Raw genomic sequence first — 16,443 nt, forward strand, 5'->3', positions numbered from 1 at the left:
AAATCTTGCTTCAGATATTATATGTGATATAATAGATTTAAGATAATGACAACTAAATTGTAATCGTTCCAACAGGAGGTAGCATGATGATGACTAAGGAAGATTTTCTAAGAGATCTGGGAACAACTGAGGCAAAGCTTGAAGCTGAGGGAAAAGAAGTGGTAAGGTTTGACGATGGAGATCCAGAGTGCCCAGGATGGGAAGTAAGATATATCGATAAGGAAGAGGTAGAGATCATCCTTGGATGCAAGTGCAGTGATACAGGGAGTATCCACGATAAGCTGTAGGGATATTTGATGGCAGGAGCCTTAGGGCTCCTGTTTTATTTTTATACAAAAAGGTTTAAAATTTAAGAGCTAAAAAGAAAATATTGATACATTATAACAGTAGTATTCAAATTGATAATAGTATGGAATGAAGCCTGAAAATTTATGACGTTTGTGCTATAATTACACAACATTTTATTTTGGGAGGAAAATATGAGTAGTGTAGTAGCGCAGCAGAAGAGTTCAAGGGGAAGAATACAAAAATTCCTCAACATAGTAGAGACCGGGGGAAATAAGCTCCCCAACCCCATAATTATGTTTTTTTATTTTACCGTGATAACCTATGTGTTATCCCTTGTAATGGCCAAGTTGGGAGTAGAGGTTTCCTATGAGACACTGGAGAATGGAAGTATAGTAGAGAAGACAACGGGAGTAGTAAACCTAATGTCTGTAGAGGGAATCAGAAACCTATTTACAAAGGCCATACCCAACTTTACAGGGCACCCAGCCCTGGGGACTATCCTTATAGCGATGCTAGGGGTAGGGGTAGCAGAAAAATCAGGGCTTATAGATGCCCTTATAAAGAAGATAGTACTGGGAGTTCCAGCAGCCCTTGTGACACCGGTGGTTATCTTTGCAGGGGTAATGTCCAATGTGGCAGCAGATGCAGGATATGTAGTGCTCATACCTCTAGGGGCAATTATCTTCATGGGATTTGGAAGGCATCCCCTGGCAGGAATGGCAGCAGCCTTTGCGGGAGTTTCCGGAGGATTTTCAGCTAACCTGGTAATAGGAACTGTGGACACAGTGATGGCAGGGATAACCCAGCCGGCAGCTCAGATACTGGACAGTACATATACAATAAATCCAGCAAGTAACTGGTACTTTATAATAGTTTCCACCTTCCTTATAACAGGTCTTGGATGGTGGGTAACGGATAGGATCGTGGAACCGGCTTTGGGAAGGTACAGAAGGGATACCGATGAAAGCGGGAAGAGCGAGTTTGAACTGACTGCTCTAGAGGTTAAGGGACTGAGAGCAGCTGGACTGTCGGTGGTTCTTTTTGGACTGGGAGTCCTTCTTCTTACAAGGGAGGGAGCACCACTGGGAGCCTATGCAGCTCAGGGTGGAAAGGTAGTGGACCCCTTTATGGAGGCCATAGTATTTATCCTGGGAATCTTCTTCTTCCTCCCTGGGGTGGTCTTCGGTTTTGTATCTAGGAAGTTTAAGAACGGGGGAGAGGATATAGTTGCAGGTCTGGTGGATTCCATGAAGCAGAGTGCAGCTGTTATAGTTATCATCTTTGTATCTGCCCAGTTTATCTATGCATTTACAGCTTCCAATATAGGAACGATAATCGCAGTTAGGGGAGCAGAGGCTATTAAGGCCACAGGATTCAGCGGGACACCTCTGATGGTTGTCTTTATAGTAGCCACAGCGCTAATAAACCTCTTTATCGGGGGACTTACAAGTAAGTGGATGATGATGTCTCCGGTATTTGTACCTCTCTTTATGCAGCTGGGGTTCAGCCCGGAGTACACTATGCTGGCATACAGGATAGGGGATTCCACAACCAACATAATCTCCCCGCTGATGTCCTACTTCCCTATTATCGTAGCCTTTGCGGTGAAGTATAAGAGGAAGGGTGAGGACCTTGGGGTAGGAACCCTTGTATCCATGATGCTTCCATACTCAGTGGTGTTCCTTGGAGGATGGATAGTGCTCTTTGTGGTATGGTCTCTGCTTGGTATACCAATCGGTCCTGGGACTGCAACAACATACATAATGGGATAAACTTTATAGCTGCCCCTTGGGGCGGCTTTTTTAATATTATTTTTTACTTTCTTTGCTTGTCCAAAGAAAGTACCCAAGAAAGGACACCTCTTTTCAAATAGTTCCTAAGCAAGATTATTCATAATCCGCCTTTTTACAGCTACAATCGTAGTTCTGGTGGTTAAGAATTATGTAAAACACTACGATAAACTTAACTTGTATGACGGCTGAGTAAATCCTTAGAGTTAAAGCCTGATCACATGAAAAGAGGACTCTTTAACTTGGACCTGATTATTAAAGTCGACCATTTAAAAATATCGTAAGTGGAATATGAAAAAGAAGTTTAGAAAGTGTCGGCTGTCTGAGTGAAGCGAGTTTCGACTCTTTCAGACTTCTTTGATTATGGAATAGATATTTTTAACAGGTCTTGATTTCTTGGTTACTTCTGCATCAAGGCAGAAGTAACGAACCAAATATGTTATAATTTCCTATATAATATAAATCTTATTTTAGGAGGAGAGTATGATACTTGGACTTACCGGAGGAATAGCCAGCGGAAAGAGTACCGTGTCAGAGATCTTTAGAAAGCTTGGTATAGAGGTAGTGGATGCTGACAGGATAGCAAGGGAGGTCAGCCAGAAGGAGGAAGTAGTAGATAAACTGGTGGAGCTCTTTGGATCAGAGATCCTGGAGGAAGGAAAAGAGGGCAGGAAAAGCCTAGACAGAGGAAAGCTCAGAGAAGTGGTCTTCAGGGACAGGGAGAGCGTGAGAAGTATAAATGAGGTGATCCATCCCAGGGTTATAGAGGTATTTGAGGAGAAGAGAAGGGCAAACCTTCCAGATGAAGTTATAATTTTTGATATCCCCCTCCTCTTTGAGGCGGGACTGGAGTATCTCTGCGACAGGGTGGTAGTGGTAAGTGTGGACAGAAGGACCCAAGTAGAGAGGATAGCAGCCAGGGACGGTAGCAGTAGAGAGACGGCGGAGAATATAATAGATAACCAGATGAGTGTAGAGGAGAGGGAGAGAAGAGCCAACTACATCATAAGAAACCAGGGGAGTCTTGAGGAGCTGGAGGAGAGGGTGGTAGAGATCTATGAAGAGGTTAGGAAGGTTGCTGGAGAGGATAGTAGAGAGGCTGGCAGAGAGTAAGGAGAGAAGTACCCAGAAGGGCAGGGGCTGCTCCTGAGGCCTCATGGACAGATACCGCCGGGAGCGGAAGGACAGAGAAGAGGAGAAGAAGGAGCCAGGAGGAGAGAAGTGAGATAGCTCAGTATTGGAATAGCAGGGGCTTCTCCCCCTAAGAACCTTCAGGGGTTTAGAGTGTAATTTCAACCTGGAGGATGGGTAAGGTTTCCATCATTTAGGGTTTGAAAAGAGTGAAGTGAGAGTGTTCAAGTGTTTTGCAAAATCAAAACCACTATGTTATAATTGAGAGTAGAATTTATTTAGAAACTCTGAAGTTTAAAGGAGAAGATATGATGAAAATAGTGGCTCCAGCAGGTAATATGGAGAGATTCCATGCAGCTGTAAAGGGAGGAGCTCATGAGATATATATGGGCTTAAAGGGTTTTGGTGCCAGAAGGAACGCCGAAAACTTTAGTCTTACAGAGTATATAGAGGCTCTCAACTACGCCCATGAGAGGGGAGTAAGGATCTTTCTTACACTGAATACTGTGATGAGGGATGTGGAGATAGAGGCACTCTATGAAAATGTAAAAAAACTTTATGAAAATGGATTAGACGCAATCATAGTACAGGATTTGGGTCTTTTTAGCTTCTTAAGGAGTAACTTTCCAGGAATAGACCTTCACGGGAGTACACAGATGACTGTGGCCAACCACGTGGAAGCCAACTACCTAAAGGAGATAGGATTCTCAAGGGTGGTACTGGCAAGGGAGCTTTCCTTTGAAGAGATAGAGAAGATAAGAAAAAAGACCGACATAGAGCTTGAGATATTTGTATCGGGAGCCCTGTGTATCTCCTACTCTGGTAACTGCTACCTGAGCAGCTTTATCGGAGGAAGAAGCGGAAACAGGGGTCTGTGTGCCCAGCCATGTAGAAAGATCTACAAGGACGGGAAGGAACAGGTGGCCTACAATCTCAGTCCCAAGGACCAGATGATGGGACAAAACGAGGTGGAAGCTCTTGCTAGGATAGGGATAGAATCCATCAAGATAGAGGGAAGGATGAAATCTCCGGAATATGTATATGAAACTGTAAACTACTATAAGACCCTCATCGGAGGAGAGTTTGCAGAGGCTAAGAGTAAAGAGCTCTTTAACAGAGGGTATTCCAAGGGGTACTTCTATGGAGTGGATAAAAAGATAATGAATGATAGATACTCCTCGGATTTCGGAAGATACCTGGGGGAGATAAAGAACGGATACCTGGTGCTGGCTGAGGATGTAGTACTGGGAGACGGACTGTCCTATATCTCCAAGGACTACTACAAACTGGGGGGAGAATACCTCAGCAAAATAGTGGTGGACGGTCTGAGAGAGAAGAGGAAGTCAGCCAGAGCTGGAGAAAAGATAAAACTTTCCAAGGAGAAGGTACCCAAGGGGAGTAAGTATGTATACAGAAGCTACTCCAAGGAAGCCATGGACAGTGCAGATAACTCTATAAAGCTGGCTAAGAGGCAGATGGATATAGAGGGAAGGTTTGAAGCTGCTGTAGGAACCCAGGGTAGGATAACTGTATGGGCTATAAACAACAGGGGAGAGAGGGTAGAGGCTGTGGCCCTCACTGAAAAACCTCTGGAGGAAGCAAGCAAGAGGGTCCTTTCAGTGGAGGAGATCCAGAACAAGCTGGGAGAGACTGGAGATACAACCTTCAGATTTAAGAGTATAGAGGTGGAAACAGACGGAAAGACCTTCCTTCCAGTGAGTATCCTTAAGAGCCTGAGAAGGGAGGCTCTAGCAGCCCTAACTGAAAAGCTTCTGGCAAGCTATCTGAGAAAGGTTTCAGGCACCGTGAAAAAGATGGAGCTGGATTTTCTGGATAAGGGGAAGGTAGAGATAAGTGCTGTAGCTGCTAACGAGAAGCAGAGAGAAGTTATAAGAACCCTGGGAATAGATAAGGTGTACCTGAGGCAGATGCACGTGGCCAGAGAGGCTAGGCTAGGGGAGGTAAACACTACCGAGGAGCTGGCAACAACCCTCTACCATGCCCTTGCAAGAGGGAAGAAGGAGAGAGGAACGGTCCTTAACTGGAACCTGAATATTACAAATACCTATGCCCTCAGAGAGGCATCTAAGATAGAGGGAGTGGACACAGTGGTCCTCTCTCCAGAGATAAACTACGATACCATGAGAAATATGGGAGAGGTTCAGGGGCTGAGAAAAGCAGCTGTAATATATGGAAAACTTCTGGGAATGTATATTGAAGTACCTTTGGCTGGCAAAGGTAAGGCAGAGACCATCCAGAATGAGCAGGGGGATACCTTTGTTATCAGGGGAAATGAGATGGGGAACACAGAGGTAACCCTGGATAAACCTATGAACCTAATACCTAGGATGGATGACCTTGAGGACGCAGGCTTGGATGAAGTGATCCTTGAGTTCACAGATGAGAGTCCAGAGGAGATAAGAGCAGTAATAGAGAGTTTGAAGGATAAAAGTGGAGTATATAATCCCTACAACTATGAGAGGGGAGCATACTAGAGGGGGAGCTATGAATAAAAAACTTGTTAAGAACTTGGCTACTTGCTTTGGTCTGGGAGACCTGCCAAAGGCACCGGGAACATTTGGAACTTTAGGGGGAATACCTATCTTTATAGGTCTTACCATGATAAAGGGGTTATTTCCAAACAATATGGTATATAACTCATTTTACTTTATGTTTCTGATTACACTGTTTGCTGTATCTGTATATGTGTGTGATATCTGTGAGAGGGAGATCTATAAGAAGAAGGACCCTCAGAATGTTGTAATCGATGAGGTTCTTGGATTCCTCACAACGCTCTTCCTTATAAATCCCGTGGGATCAAAGGAAACTATAGTGGCGATAATCCTTGGATTTATCATCTTCAGATTCTTTGATATAACCAAGCTGGGACCTATAGATAAATCTCAGCACTTTAAAAATGGTGTGGGAGTGGTACTGGATGACTTCCTGGCAGGAATAATCGGAAACTTTGTCCTTGTATGTCTGTGGACTATATTATTCTAGGAGGAAGCTATGGAAGCGAGCATAATACTTGTGGGAACTGAGCTCCTCAACGGAATGACTGTGGATACCAACAGTGTCTACATGGCAGAGGAGCTGAATAAATACGGTCTGGAGATAGTATATAAGAGTACTGTGAGGGACAATATAGAGGAGATAAGGGAAGCCATAGAGTTTGCCAAAAAGAGGACCAAGCTCGTTATCCTGAGCGGAGGTCTGGGGCCTACTATGGACGACCTCACCAAGGAAGCTGTAGCTGGATACCTGGGGCTGGACCTGGTTGTGGATCCCGAGGAGTACAGGGAACTTGAGAGGAAGTTTGAGGAGAGAGGGATAAAGCTCCTGCCCAACAACAAGAAGGAAGTGGAGAAGCCTGTAGGGGCAGTTTCCTTTAAAAATGATGTGGGGATGGCACCGGCGATCTATATAGACGGCATAGCTGCCTTTCCGGGAGTTCCCAGGGAGCTCTATAATATGTTTCCCAAGTTTTTAGAGTATTATGTAAAGGAGGAAGGGATCGACGACGAGATGGTCATAAGGGATCTCCTTGTATGGGGAATACCTGAATCCCACCTAGACGATACCCTGAAGGATATTTTTGTAGAGGAAGATATTCACTATGAATTTTTGGTGAAGGATTATGGTATAATAGTAAGACTTCAGAGCAGAAATGGGATGGCCCACAAGATAGAGGGGGCAGCCCAGGAGATATACAGAAGGATTGGAAAAAATATCTTCGGCGAAGGCCATGAGAGACTGGAAACCCGTGTTACTGAGGAGCTTATCCGGAAGGATTACACCATCTCCCTGGCAGAGTCGTGTACCGGCGGTGCTGTTGCAGCCAAGCTTATAGATGTTCCCGGAGTATCTCAGGTACTCACCGAGGGAATCGTGTGCTACAGCAATGAAGCCAAGGTAGAGAGGCTGGGAGTATCTCAGGCGACTCTGGATAGGTACGGAGCTGTAAGTGAGGAGACTGCAAGGGAGATGCTGGCGGGACTCACCACAGATGTAGGAATAGCAACAACAGGAATAGCAGGACCCGGGGGCGGAAGTTTGGAGAAGCCCGTGGGAACTGTATATATAGGAATTAAAGTAAGAGATGAAGTTTATATAAAGAGGTATAACTTTAAAGGGAGCAGAGAGAGAGTAAGAAAGCTGACTGTTATGAATGCTTTATTTAAATTATTGAAAATTTTAGATACGAGGGGGAACATTTAATGTCTTTAGGGGAAAGAATCAAAAAAAACAGAAATGAAAAGGGTCTGTCGCTGAGAGACCTGGCATCAAAGGTGGATCTGTCTGCAAGTTTTTTATCCCAGATCGAGCAGGGGAAGGCGTCACCATCAATTGAAAATCTAAAGAAGATAGCTAACTGCCTGGATGTAAGGGTAAGCTACCTGATAGAGGACGATGAGGTAAAGAAAAATACCGACGTAATGAGAAAAAATGAGAGACATGCAATAGAGAGCATCGACTCCAATACAAAGATCTCACTTCTTACATCTTCCAATATTGAAAAGAACATGGAACCAATCCTGTATGAGATAGCTCCAGGTGGAGAGAGCGGTAGAGACTACTACACTCACCCAGGTGAGGAGTTTATATTCATCCTAGAGGGGACTCTAGATGTACATATAAATGATGTTGTTCACACTCTAGAGGAGGGGGACAGCCTATACTTTAAGTCCACTCAGAAGCACAGATTTAAGAACAATGGTGACAAGCTTGCAAGAGCTGTATGGGTGGTAACTCCGCCAACATTCTAATGGGAGGACACAGTAATGATAGAGAGAGCTAAAAAGGTAAGGATGGTAGTGCTGGATGTAGACGGAACCCTTACCGACGGAAAGCTGTATATAGATAACAACGGCATTGAGAGCAAAGCCTTTAATGTAAAGGACGGAATGTCCATAGCCCAGGGAGGAAAGCAGGGTCTCCTCTTTGCCATAATAACTGGTAAGGAATCCAAGATAGTGGAGAAGAGAGCTGCTGAACTGGGGATAACTGAGATCCACCAGAAGATTTCCAACAAGATAGAGGTACTGGATAAGATACTCCTGAAATATGAGCTGGGATACGACCAGGTAGCTTATATGGGAGATGATATAAACGATATCCCGGCGATGCTAAAGGCAGGGTTTAACGGGGTACCCTACGATGCCTGTCCAGACATAGTATCCCTTGCTCACTTTAAGTCTACCAGGAACGGAGGAGAGGGAGCAGTGAGAGAGTTTGTGGAGTTTATCATGAGAAGCCAGGGAAGCTGGGAGAAGGTACTGGAGGAATATAGAAATAAAAGGTAGTACAAACGGAGGAAAAGATGAAGATAGAAGTAAAGGTCTTGAATGTAACAAGATTGACTAAGCTGCTTATCGCTGCCAGCAGGTGGCTGTCTAAGTATGCAGACGTACTGAATGACTTGAATGTATACCCGGTACCAGATGGTGATACGGGAACAAATATGTCTATGACTCTTCAGGCAGTGGAAAATGATCTGGTAAAGCTTAACCATGAACCCAATATGGAGGAGCTTTGTGACCTGGTATCTGAATCCATACTGCTGGGAGCCAGAGGAAACTCGGGAACTATCCTTTCCCAGATAATCCAGGGATTCCTGTCTGCCCTTTCTGGTAAGGAGGAGGTAAGTGTAGCCGATGTAGTACAGGGATTCATCAATGCCAAAGAGAAGGCATATAAGGCAGTAACTGAACCAGTAGAGGGAACGATGCTGACTGTAATCAGAAGGGTAGCAGAGGAAGCTCAGAAGTATGACGGGCCTCAGGATGACTTTATCCTGTTCCTGGCATTCCTTAAGAATGTAGCTGCTGAAGCTGTGGAGGAGACTCCGAACATGCTTGCTAAGCTGAAGGAAGCTGGAGTGGTAGATGCAGGAGGTAAGGGAATATTCTACATCCTTGAAGGATTTGAAAAATCTGTTACCGACCCAGAAATGCTTAAGGATCTTGAAAGAATAGTTCAGTCCCAGGCGCACAGAAGGGAGAAGCTGGAGCACACAGTGACCCACGAGCACGAGGAGATCGAGTTTAAGTACTGTACAGAGTTTATAATCGAGGCAGGAAACTTTGACCTGGAGGACTATAAGAGCCAGGTAATAGGTTACGGAGACTCGCTGGTATGTGCACAGACACCTAAGAAGACTAAGACCCACATCCATACAAACAATCCAGGGCTTGTCCTTGAGATAGCCGGGAAGCTGGGGAACCTGAACCACATAAAGATAGAGAATATGGAGATACAGCACAGCGGTCTTATGCCATCTGAGATTACCAGAGAGATGGAGAAGTCTGGTAGAAATATAATCGTAAGGAATGAAAATAGCGTACCAGTTGCCTTCCTTGCAATAGTTGACAACCACAAGCTGGCGGAACTTTTTATAGAGGACGGAGCTACTGCAGTACTTATCGGGGGACAGACACAGAACCCAAGTGTGGCAGATATAGAGGAGGCTATCTCCAAGATCAACTCAAGGGAGATAGTACTGCTGCCAAACAACAAGAACATTATTTCAGCAGCTAAGATAGCAGCTGAAAGGTCCGACAAGGAGATTGCAGTACTTGAGACCACTTCCATGCTTGAGGGACACTACGTGGTGAAGAACAAGAAGGAGGGTATGACCTCCCTTACAAGCCACCTAAAGAGAAACTTCTCAATAGAGATAACTCAGGCTGTAAGAGATACCAAGGTGGGAGACCTTGTAATTGCCAATGGTGACTACATCGCCATGGTAAACGGTAAGATCAAGTACAGAGAGGGTACGATGCCTGCTCTTATTAAGACGGTGTATGCAGAGCTTGTTACAACAGATGCTCTGAATATCTTTGCAGTAAAGGGAAGGGGAGCTACAGCAGAAGCTAACAAGGTTCTGGACCCTAAGCTGGGAGCAAGATACAGGGAGTTTGATGCAATGCAGGAAAACTACCCATACTACATCTATATAGAAAACAGAGACCCAAACCTTCCAGAGGTGGCTATTGTAACGGATTCTACTTCAGACCTGAACAAGGAGCTTATGGGAGATCTGAATATAGAGATAATTCCTCTGAAGATCAAGCTGGAGGGAGACAGGTACTATAGAGACGGAGTGGACCTCTCCAAGGGAGATTTCTGGAAGACCCTTCTAAAGGGAGGAGTAATACCAAAGACATCTCAGCCGTCTCCGGCGGAGTTTAAAGCTCTCTACGACAAGCTTCTGGCTAAGGGGTATAAGAAGATTATATCTATCCACCTTTCCAGCAAGCTGAGTGGTACTCAGCAGGCAGCTAAGGTAGCCAGAGGAATGACTGGAAGGGAAAAGGATATAGCAATCGTTGACTCTAAGACGGTAACCTTTGCTCTTGGACACATGGCTACAGAGGCTGCAAGAATGGTAAAGAGCGGAGAATCCTTTGAAAGTGTACTTCAGTGGCTGGAAGAGGTACAGGGTAAGATGAAGCTTTACTTTACAGTAAGGGATCTTCTATTCCTGGAAAAGGGTGGAAGGATCGGAAAGGCTTCCTCGGTAATCGGAGGTATGTTCCAGATAAAGCCTGTCCTTAAGGTAGAAGGGGGAGAGGTTTGTACTGAGAAGAAGGCCATCGGTGAAGCTGGTGCCATGAGATATATGGAGAAGCTAATAAAGGATGAGGCCAGAAACAACTCTATAATCCTGTACACAGGATGGGGTGGAACTCAGCAGGAGCTAGATAAGGCAGATAAGCTGAAGACAGCTGGAGATAAGCTGAGAAAGGTAGAGTACAGAGGAAGATCTGAGATCGGTGGTATCATCGGATCCCACTCGGGACCAGTATATGGTATGGCTATCTTCCCTAAGATAAGATAGGGTATTTTAATAAAATAGAGTTTAAAGGTTCGACCTCCCATTTGTTGGGAGATCGGACCTTTTCTTTGTTATTTGAAGGTAGAAAAGGTTTTGGAAGTAAATAAGAAAAAGAATTTTACTCTCTGAAGAGAGTGAGGTACTTTCTTACCATGATGCAAGAAAGTATCCAAAGAAATTCGATACCTTTGTCTTGATACAAAGGTATCCCAAAAATCAAGTCTTTCGGCAATTGTCTTTGTGAGTAAAATGAGTTTTCCATTGCTCTCCTTGGCTCTCTACAGAGCCTAAAGGAGTTAAACGCAATGAAGTAGAATATTGATGCAAAGTCTGACGACTGCCTCCAGACAGTCACTTTAATTCAAAAGTTTAATTATTGTGGTACCTTCTTTCGAAGAGTTCTTAGTTTATAGAGTAAACTTTAGGAATCTAGTGATACTCTTTACAGGGCTATCAAGACAAGAAAAGAACTTATCTTTTATAGAGCCTGAGGTTGCATAGTAAAATGAAGAATAATTAAATTGTGGGATATGATAATTATGAACCCACTTAAAAAAAGTGCTAAAGAAAAATAACTATTATGGCAATTGTCATCCCTGAAGGTTTTCTTCAGGTGATACTATATAGATAAAGTCAAAAAAATATAAAAAAACCTGAGATTGAGTGGTTATAGGGAAAAAATAAGTGTATTATATAGTTAAAGACCTATAATTATTATAGAAAATTAGAAGTGTTACTAAACTTTATTTTGTGTTAGAATTTTCCTTGTGATTTATAGGAAGGGCCGGAGAGTCCCTTAATTATGTGTATTAAATTTTTTATATAGGAGGAAGTTTATGAAATTATCTAGTTATTTAGATCCTAAGCTGATCTTTACTAATCTAGAGGCTGCTACAAAGGAGGAGGCTATAGAGAAGCTTATCAGCGGAATAGCTCTTCACGATAAAAAGGTGGCAGCTATGGAGGAGAAGATAAGGAAGTGTGTGCTAGACAGGGAGGAGGAGATCTCTACAGCCATGGGAGGAGGAATAGCTATTCCCCATGCCAGAGTAGAGGGATTTGAGGACTTTGTTATAGCCCTGGGAGTGTTGAAAAAACCAATAAGAACCCAGGTGGCAGCCCTTAAGGCTGAGGATGATGTGGAGCTCTTTATCGTAATAGTGTCCGAGGTCCTGAAGAACAAGAGGATGCTGAAGATGATGGCAGGATTTATGAAGATAGCCGCCAAGAACCCTAAGATAATAGAGAAGATAAAGAGATCGGATAATGCCCAGGATATCTTTAACCTTGTAAAGGATGCCGAGATAGAGATAGACGGAAAGATAACTGCAGAGGACGTACTGAGCCCAGACCTTATGCCGGTACATCCTAGCGATACTTTAGAAGAGGTAGCTAAGAGGCTGATTATAGAGGAGAGGACTGGACTGCCGGTGCTGGATATAAACGGAAGGTTCCTGGGAGAGATAACTGAAAAGGAGCTTATCGAGTTCGGACTGCCTAAGTATATATCGGTAATGCAGGATATCAGTTTCCTTACTGTGGGAGAGCCCTTTGAGGAGTACCTGAAAAATGAGAAAACAGCAACTATAGAGGAGCTTTACAGAAGAGAGGGAGTACTTCTAGTGGACAGGAAGGCTTCCATTATGGAGATATGCTTCTCAATGGTAAATAAGGGTAAGACCAGAATATATGTAGTGGAAGATGGAAGATACTATGGAATGATCCAGAGAAGCGATATAATCAAGAAAGTTCTGCACATATAGACGGGAGGTAAGTATGCAACTATTATTATCATTATTTATTTTTGTATTTGTTTTTTATCTGATTATAACGGAGAAGGTTCCAGGGGCTCTTGCAACTATGGCAGGGGGACTAGCCATGGCCCTCGCTGGAATCATCCATGAGGAGCACGCATTGGAAGCCATTGCAGACAGACTGGAGATAATCTTCCTGCTTGTGGGAATGATGATCGTGGTACACCTCATATCTGAAACGGGGGTATTCCAGTGGTTTGCAGTAAAGGTGGCTCAGCTGGTAAGGGGAGAGCCCTTTGCCCTTATTGTACTCCTGTCTATAGTAACTGCAGTGTGCTCAGCTTTCCTGGACAATGTAACTACAATCTTACTTATGGCCCCTATATCCATACTACTGGCCAACCAGCTGAAGCTGAATCCCTTCCCATTTATTATGACGGAGATAATGGCTGCTAATATTGGTGGGTCAGCAACCCTTATTGGAGATCCTACCCAGCTGATCATAGGAAATGAGGGAGATCTGGGATTCAATGATTTCCTCTTTAATACAGCTCCCCTGTCTATAGTGGCTCTAATATGCCTTATAGTGACAGTTTACCTTCTCTACGGGAAGAAGCTGGAGGTATCCAGAGACCTCAAGGCAAGGATCATGGAACTAGATGCATCCAGATCTCTTAAGAATATGACCCTTCTAAAGCAGTCGGGATCTATCTTCATCCTTATCATAGTTGGGTTCCTTATGAACAACTTCATCCACAAGGGACTTATGGTAATATCCCTAAGTGGTGCCATCTACCTTTGTATAATAGCCAAGAAAAAGCCAGAGGAGATCTTTAAGCATGTAGAGTGGGATACCCTCTTCTTCTTTGTGGGACTGTTTATGATGGTAAAGGGAGTAGAGGAAGTACACTTTATCGACATAATCGGTAATAAGCTTATAGATATTACTGCAGGAAACTTTAATCTTGCTGTTATGGTGGTAACCTGGGTATCAGCCCTCTTTACCTCGATTATTGGAAACGTAGCCAATGCAGCTACTGTATCCAAGATCATCCATGTAATGAGTCCTGCCTTTGAGGGACTCAATACTCAGGCTTTCTGGTGGGCCCTTTCTCTTGGATCTTGCCTGGGAGGAAATGCAACTATCCTTGCATCTGCAACAAATGTAGTGGCTGTAGGAGCTGCAACCAAGGCAGGATGTAAGATAAGCTTTGTGGACTTCCTGAAATTCGGTCTTATAGTAACTATCCAGAGTCTGGTTCTTGCTAGTGCCTACATCTGGCTCAGATATCTTTAATACTTTTTATGTAAATATAAAAGTATCAAAAGATAATCTAAGGCTAATTCTTTATTTTGTTCATAGTGAATGTAACTAAGAGTTTAAAATAATTTCGACACCTTTGTCTTGATACAAATGTGTCCGAAAAATCAAGACCTACGATAATTGTCTTTAGAGGTATTCACAAGGTTTCCCTTCCTTTTATGGGCTCAAGATTGAACCTAGATTGTGGGACGGAAGGTCGTAAGATTGTTCTGTGGAGCACAACGACTATCTTCGGTCGCTCAGAAAGAATAGTTTCTTAGTTTTAAATTAGTCAGAGGTATAGAAAGTTAAGTAATAGAATAAAGATTAGCCTAAAACAGGATTTCTCCCTTGATAATGGGGAGGAATCCTGTTAGTATTTAAAAAAGAACGATAGCGAGGGGGAAGAGATGGCGATATTAGTATGCGGCGGTGCAGGATATATAGGAAGCCATGCAGTGGCAGAGCTTATAAGAAGAGGAGAGGAAGTAGTTGTTGTGGATAACCTTCAGAAGGGGCACATAGATGCAATCTGGGAGGGAGCTAAGATATGTCTGGGAGATCTCAGAGACAGGGAGTTTCTTCAGAGGGTATTCAGAGAAAATAAGATAGAGGGAGTAATCCACTTTGCAGCTGATTCACTAGTTGGAGAGAGTATGGAGATCCCGCTGAAATACTATGAGAACAATGTATATGGTACTATGTGTCTGTTAGAGGCAATGAGGGAAAACAGTGTGGATAAGATAGTATTTTCCTCAACAGCAGCTACCTACGGGGAGCCTGAAAGTGTACCTATCAGGGAGACGGACAGGACTGAACCTACAAATGCCTACGGTGAGACAAAGCTTGCTGTGGAGAAGATGCTTAAGTGGGCAGATACAGCCTACGGAATCAAACACGTGGTGCTGAGATACTTCAATGTGGCGGGAGCCCATGAAAGCGGAATGATAGGAGAAGCCCATGATCCTGAGACACACCTGATCCCTATAATCCTTCAGGTGGCACTAAACAAGAGGGAGAAGATATTTATCTACGGAGATGACTACGATACAGAGGACGGAACATGTATCAGAGACTATATCCACGTGATGGATCTTGTGGATGCCCACATTCTGGCTCTCAAGAAGCTGAACAGGGAGAATGCCTCGGCAACCTATAACCTGGGTAACGGAGAGGGGTTCTCTGTTAAGGAGGTAATAGAAACAGCCAGAAGAGTGACTAACCACGAGATAAAGGCTGAGCTGGCTCCAAGAAGAGCAGGAGATCCTGCAAGACTAATAGCAAGCTCGGAGAAGGCTATGGCTGAGCTGGGATGGCAGCCAAAGTTCAATACATTGGATGAGATCATCGCTAGTGCATGGAAGTGGCATGTGAATAATCCACACGGCTACGAGGATTAGTAGTTACTTTGCCTTGATGCAAAGTAACCAAAAATCAAGACCTAATTGAAAATATCTACTCCGTAATGGATAAAATTAGAAAAAATCGTAACTCGCTTTGCTCAGACAGACGAGTATTTTTCTAAATTTTATCTGCATACTTCGTTTACGATATTTTCAAATGGTCGAGAAAAGCATTTAAATTAAAGAGTCTGTAGTGCAAGTCTACGGGCTCTTTTTTATAATTTTTATTAAAGAAAACCTAAAAGTTTAGAAGAAGATAGCTGGCCAGAGGCAGTCGCTGAACTTCACTGTAGGAAGTATCTTTGTTGTGTTTAACTATCTTGGGCCCGTTCGGAGCCTTGAAAAGCAACGGAAACTATGGATTAGCAAATGAAGACAATTTGAACTTTGGGAACCTTTCTTTGCCCTGACCATAGGGAAGAGATGCCCTTGGGGTATAAGAGAAAAGCACAAAAAAGGCTTATAGAAAGGATGAATAAAACGAATTATATTTAGGGAGGTCAATGACATTGGCAAATGTCGGTGAATATGCTATAATATAAGGAGAAAAAAGAATATGTGGGAGTGCTAAGGTTTCGACAGGGTTATCAGGTTATAGGTAGCAGGTCAGGTTGATCGCTGTGAGAGGTCATTCATCTATTTAGATGGAAACGATAATTACGCATTAGCTGCTTAATTAAGTAGCTTGCTCCAGGTTTCCGAGGCCGTTTAGGAATCCTTAAGGAGTATAACTTATTTACGGCTTACCTTGTGCACTGTCTCGATGTACGAGGGACATTTAAGAGACTGGCATTATCTAATCTTGTCTATGGGAGTAGATAGTGTGAGATTAAATTGTAGACTAAGCTTGTAGAAGCTTATGGCGCTGGTAGTTCTGGACACGGGTTCGATTCCCGTCACTTCCACCATGAAATCCACGACTGCAAGTATTGTA

General features: G+C 43.6%; 12 protein-coding genes and 1 other RNA gene. All 13 read left to right on the forward strand.

Features of this window, described 5'->3' with window-relative positions:
- The first annotated feature begins 83 nt into the window (after positions 1–83).
- On the forward strand, positions 84–287 hold the full coding sequence (locus QMG11_RS09560) for a hypothetical protein (protein WP_281835518.1): 204 nt from the start codon (positions 84–86) through the stop codon (positions 285–287).
- A gap of 192 nt (positions 288–479) precedes the next feature.
- Complete coding sequence (locus tag QMG11_RS09565; RefSeq protein ID WP_281835521.1) at positions 480–2,060, forward strand: AbgT family transporter; 1,581 nt, start codon at positions 480–482, stop codon at positions 2,058–2,060.
- Between the two features lie 501 nt (positions 2,061–2,561).
- Entirely contained in the window at positions 2,562–3,191 is a 630-nt protein-coding gene (coaE, locus tag QMG11_RS09570) for a dephospho-CoA kinase (protein WP_281835524.1), read from the forward strand.
- A 329-nt stretch (positions 3,192–3,520) separates the two neighbouring features.
- Positions 3,521–5,704, forward strand: coding sequence for a peptidase U32 family protein (locus QMG11_RS09575; RefSeq protein WP_444980837.1), 2,184 nt, complete (start codon positions 3,521–3,523; stop codon positions 5,702–5,704).
- 10 nt (positions 5,705–5,714) lie between these two features.
- Positions 5,715–6,212 (forward strand): phosphatidylglycerophosphatase A family protein, encoded by a 498-nt coding sequence (locus QMG11_RS09580; protein WP_281835528.1) that lies wholly within the window; start codon positions 5,715–5,717, stop codon positions 6,210–6,212.
- Between the two features lie 9 nt (positions 6,213–6,221).
- Positions 6,222–7,430, forward strand: coding sequence for a competence/damage-inducible protein A (locus QMG11_RS09585; protein ID WP_281835530.1), 1,209 nt, complete (start codon positions 6,222–6,224; stop codon positions 7,428–7,430).
- A complete protein-coding gene (locus tag QMG11_RS09590) occupies positions 7,430–7,978 on the forward strand; it encodes a helix-turn-helix domain-containing protein (RefSeq protein WP_281835531.1) in 549 nt (182 codons plus the stop codon). The genes QMG11_RS09585 and QMG11_RS09590 overlap by 1 nt, the downstream gene beginning before the upstream one ends.
- A 15-nt stretch (positions 7,979–7,993) precedes the next feature.
- Positions 7,994–8,515 carry a KdsC family phosphatase gene (locus QMG11_RS09595; protein WP_281835533.1) on the forward strand — a complete coding sequence of 174 codons (522 nt, stop codon included), beginning with the start codon at positions 7,994–7,996 and terminating at the stop codon, positions 8,513–8,515.
- Positions 8,516–8,532: 17 nt separating this feature from the next.
- The gene (gene fakA / locus QMG11_RS09600; protein ID WP_281835539.1) at positions 8,533–11,052 is read left to right on the forward strand and encodes a DegV family EDD domain-containing protein; all 2,520 of its coding nucleotides are present in this window, start codon (positions 8,533–8,535) and stop codon (positions 11,050–11,052) included.
- An 833-nt stretch (positions 11,053–11,885) separates the two neighbouring features.
- A complete protein-coding gene (locus tag QMG11_RS09605) occupies positions 11,886–12,812 on the forward strand; it encodes a PTS sugar transporter subunit IIA (RefSeq protein ID WP_281835540.1) in 927 nt (308 codons plus the stop codon).
- A gap of 13 nt (positions 12,813–12,825) precedes the next feature.
- Positions 12,826–14,100 (forward strand): ArsB/NhaD family transporter, encoded by a 1,275-nt coding sequence (locus QMG11_RS09610; RefSeq protein ID WP_281835543.1) that lies wholly within the window; start codon positions 12,826–12,828, stop codon positions 14,098–14,100.
- Between the two features lie 416 nt (positions 14,101–14,516).
- A complete protein-coding gene (galE, locus tag QMG11_RS09615; RefSeq protein WP_281835545.1) occupies positions 14,517–15,506 on the forward strand; it encodes a UDP-glucose 4-epimerase GalE in 990 nt (329 codons plus the stop codon).
- Between the two features lie 563 nt (positions 15,507–16,069).
- Positions 16,070–16,417, forward strand: a transfer-messenger RNA (tmRNA) gene (gene ssrA / locus QMG11_RS09620).
- The last annotated feature ends 26 nt before the right edge of the window (positions 16,418–16,443 follow it).

Source organism: Propionigenium maris DSM 9537 (assembly GCF_027925155.1).
Taxonomy (GTDB): domain Bacteria; phylum Fusobacteriota; class Fusobacteriia; order Fusobacteriales; family Fusobacteriaceae; genus Propionigenium; species Propionigenium maris.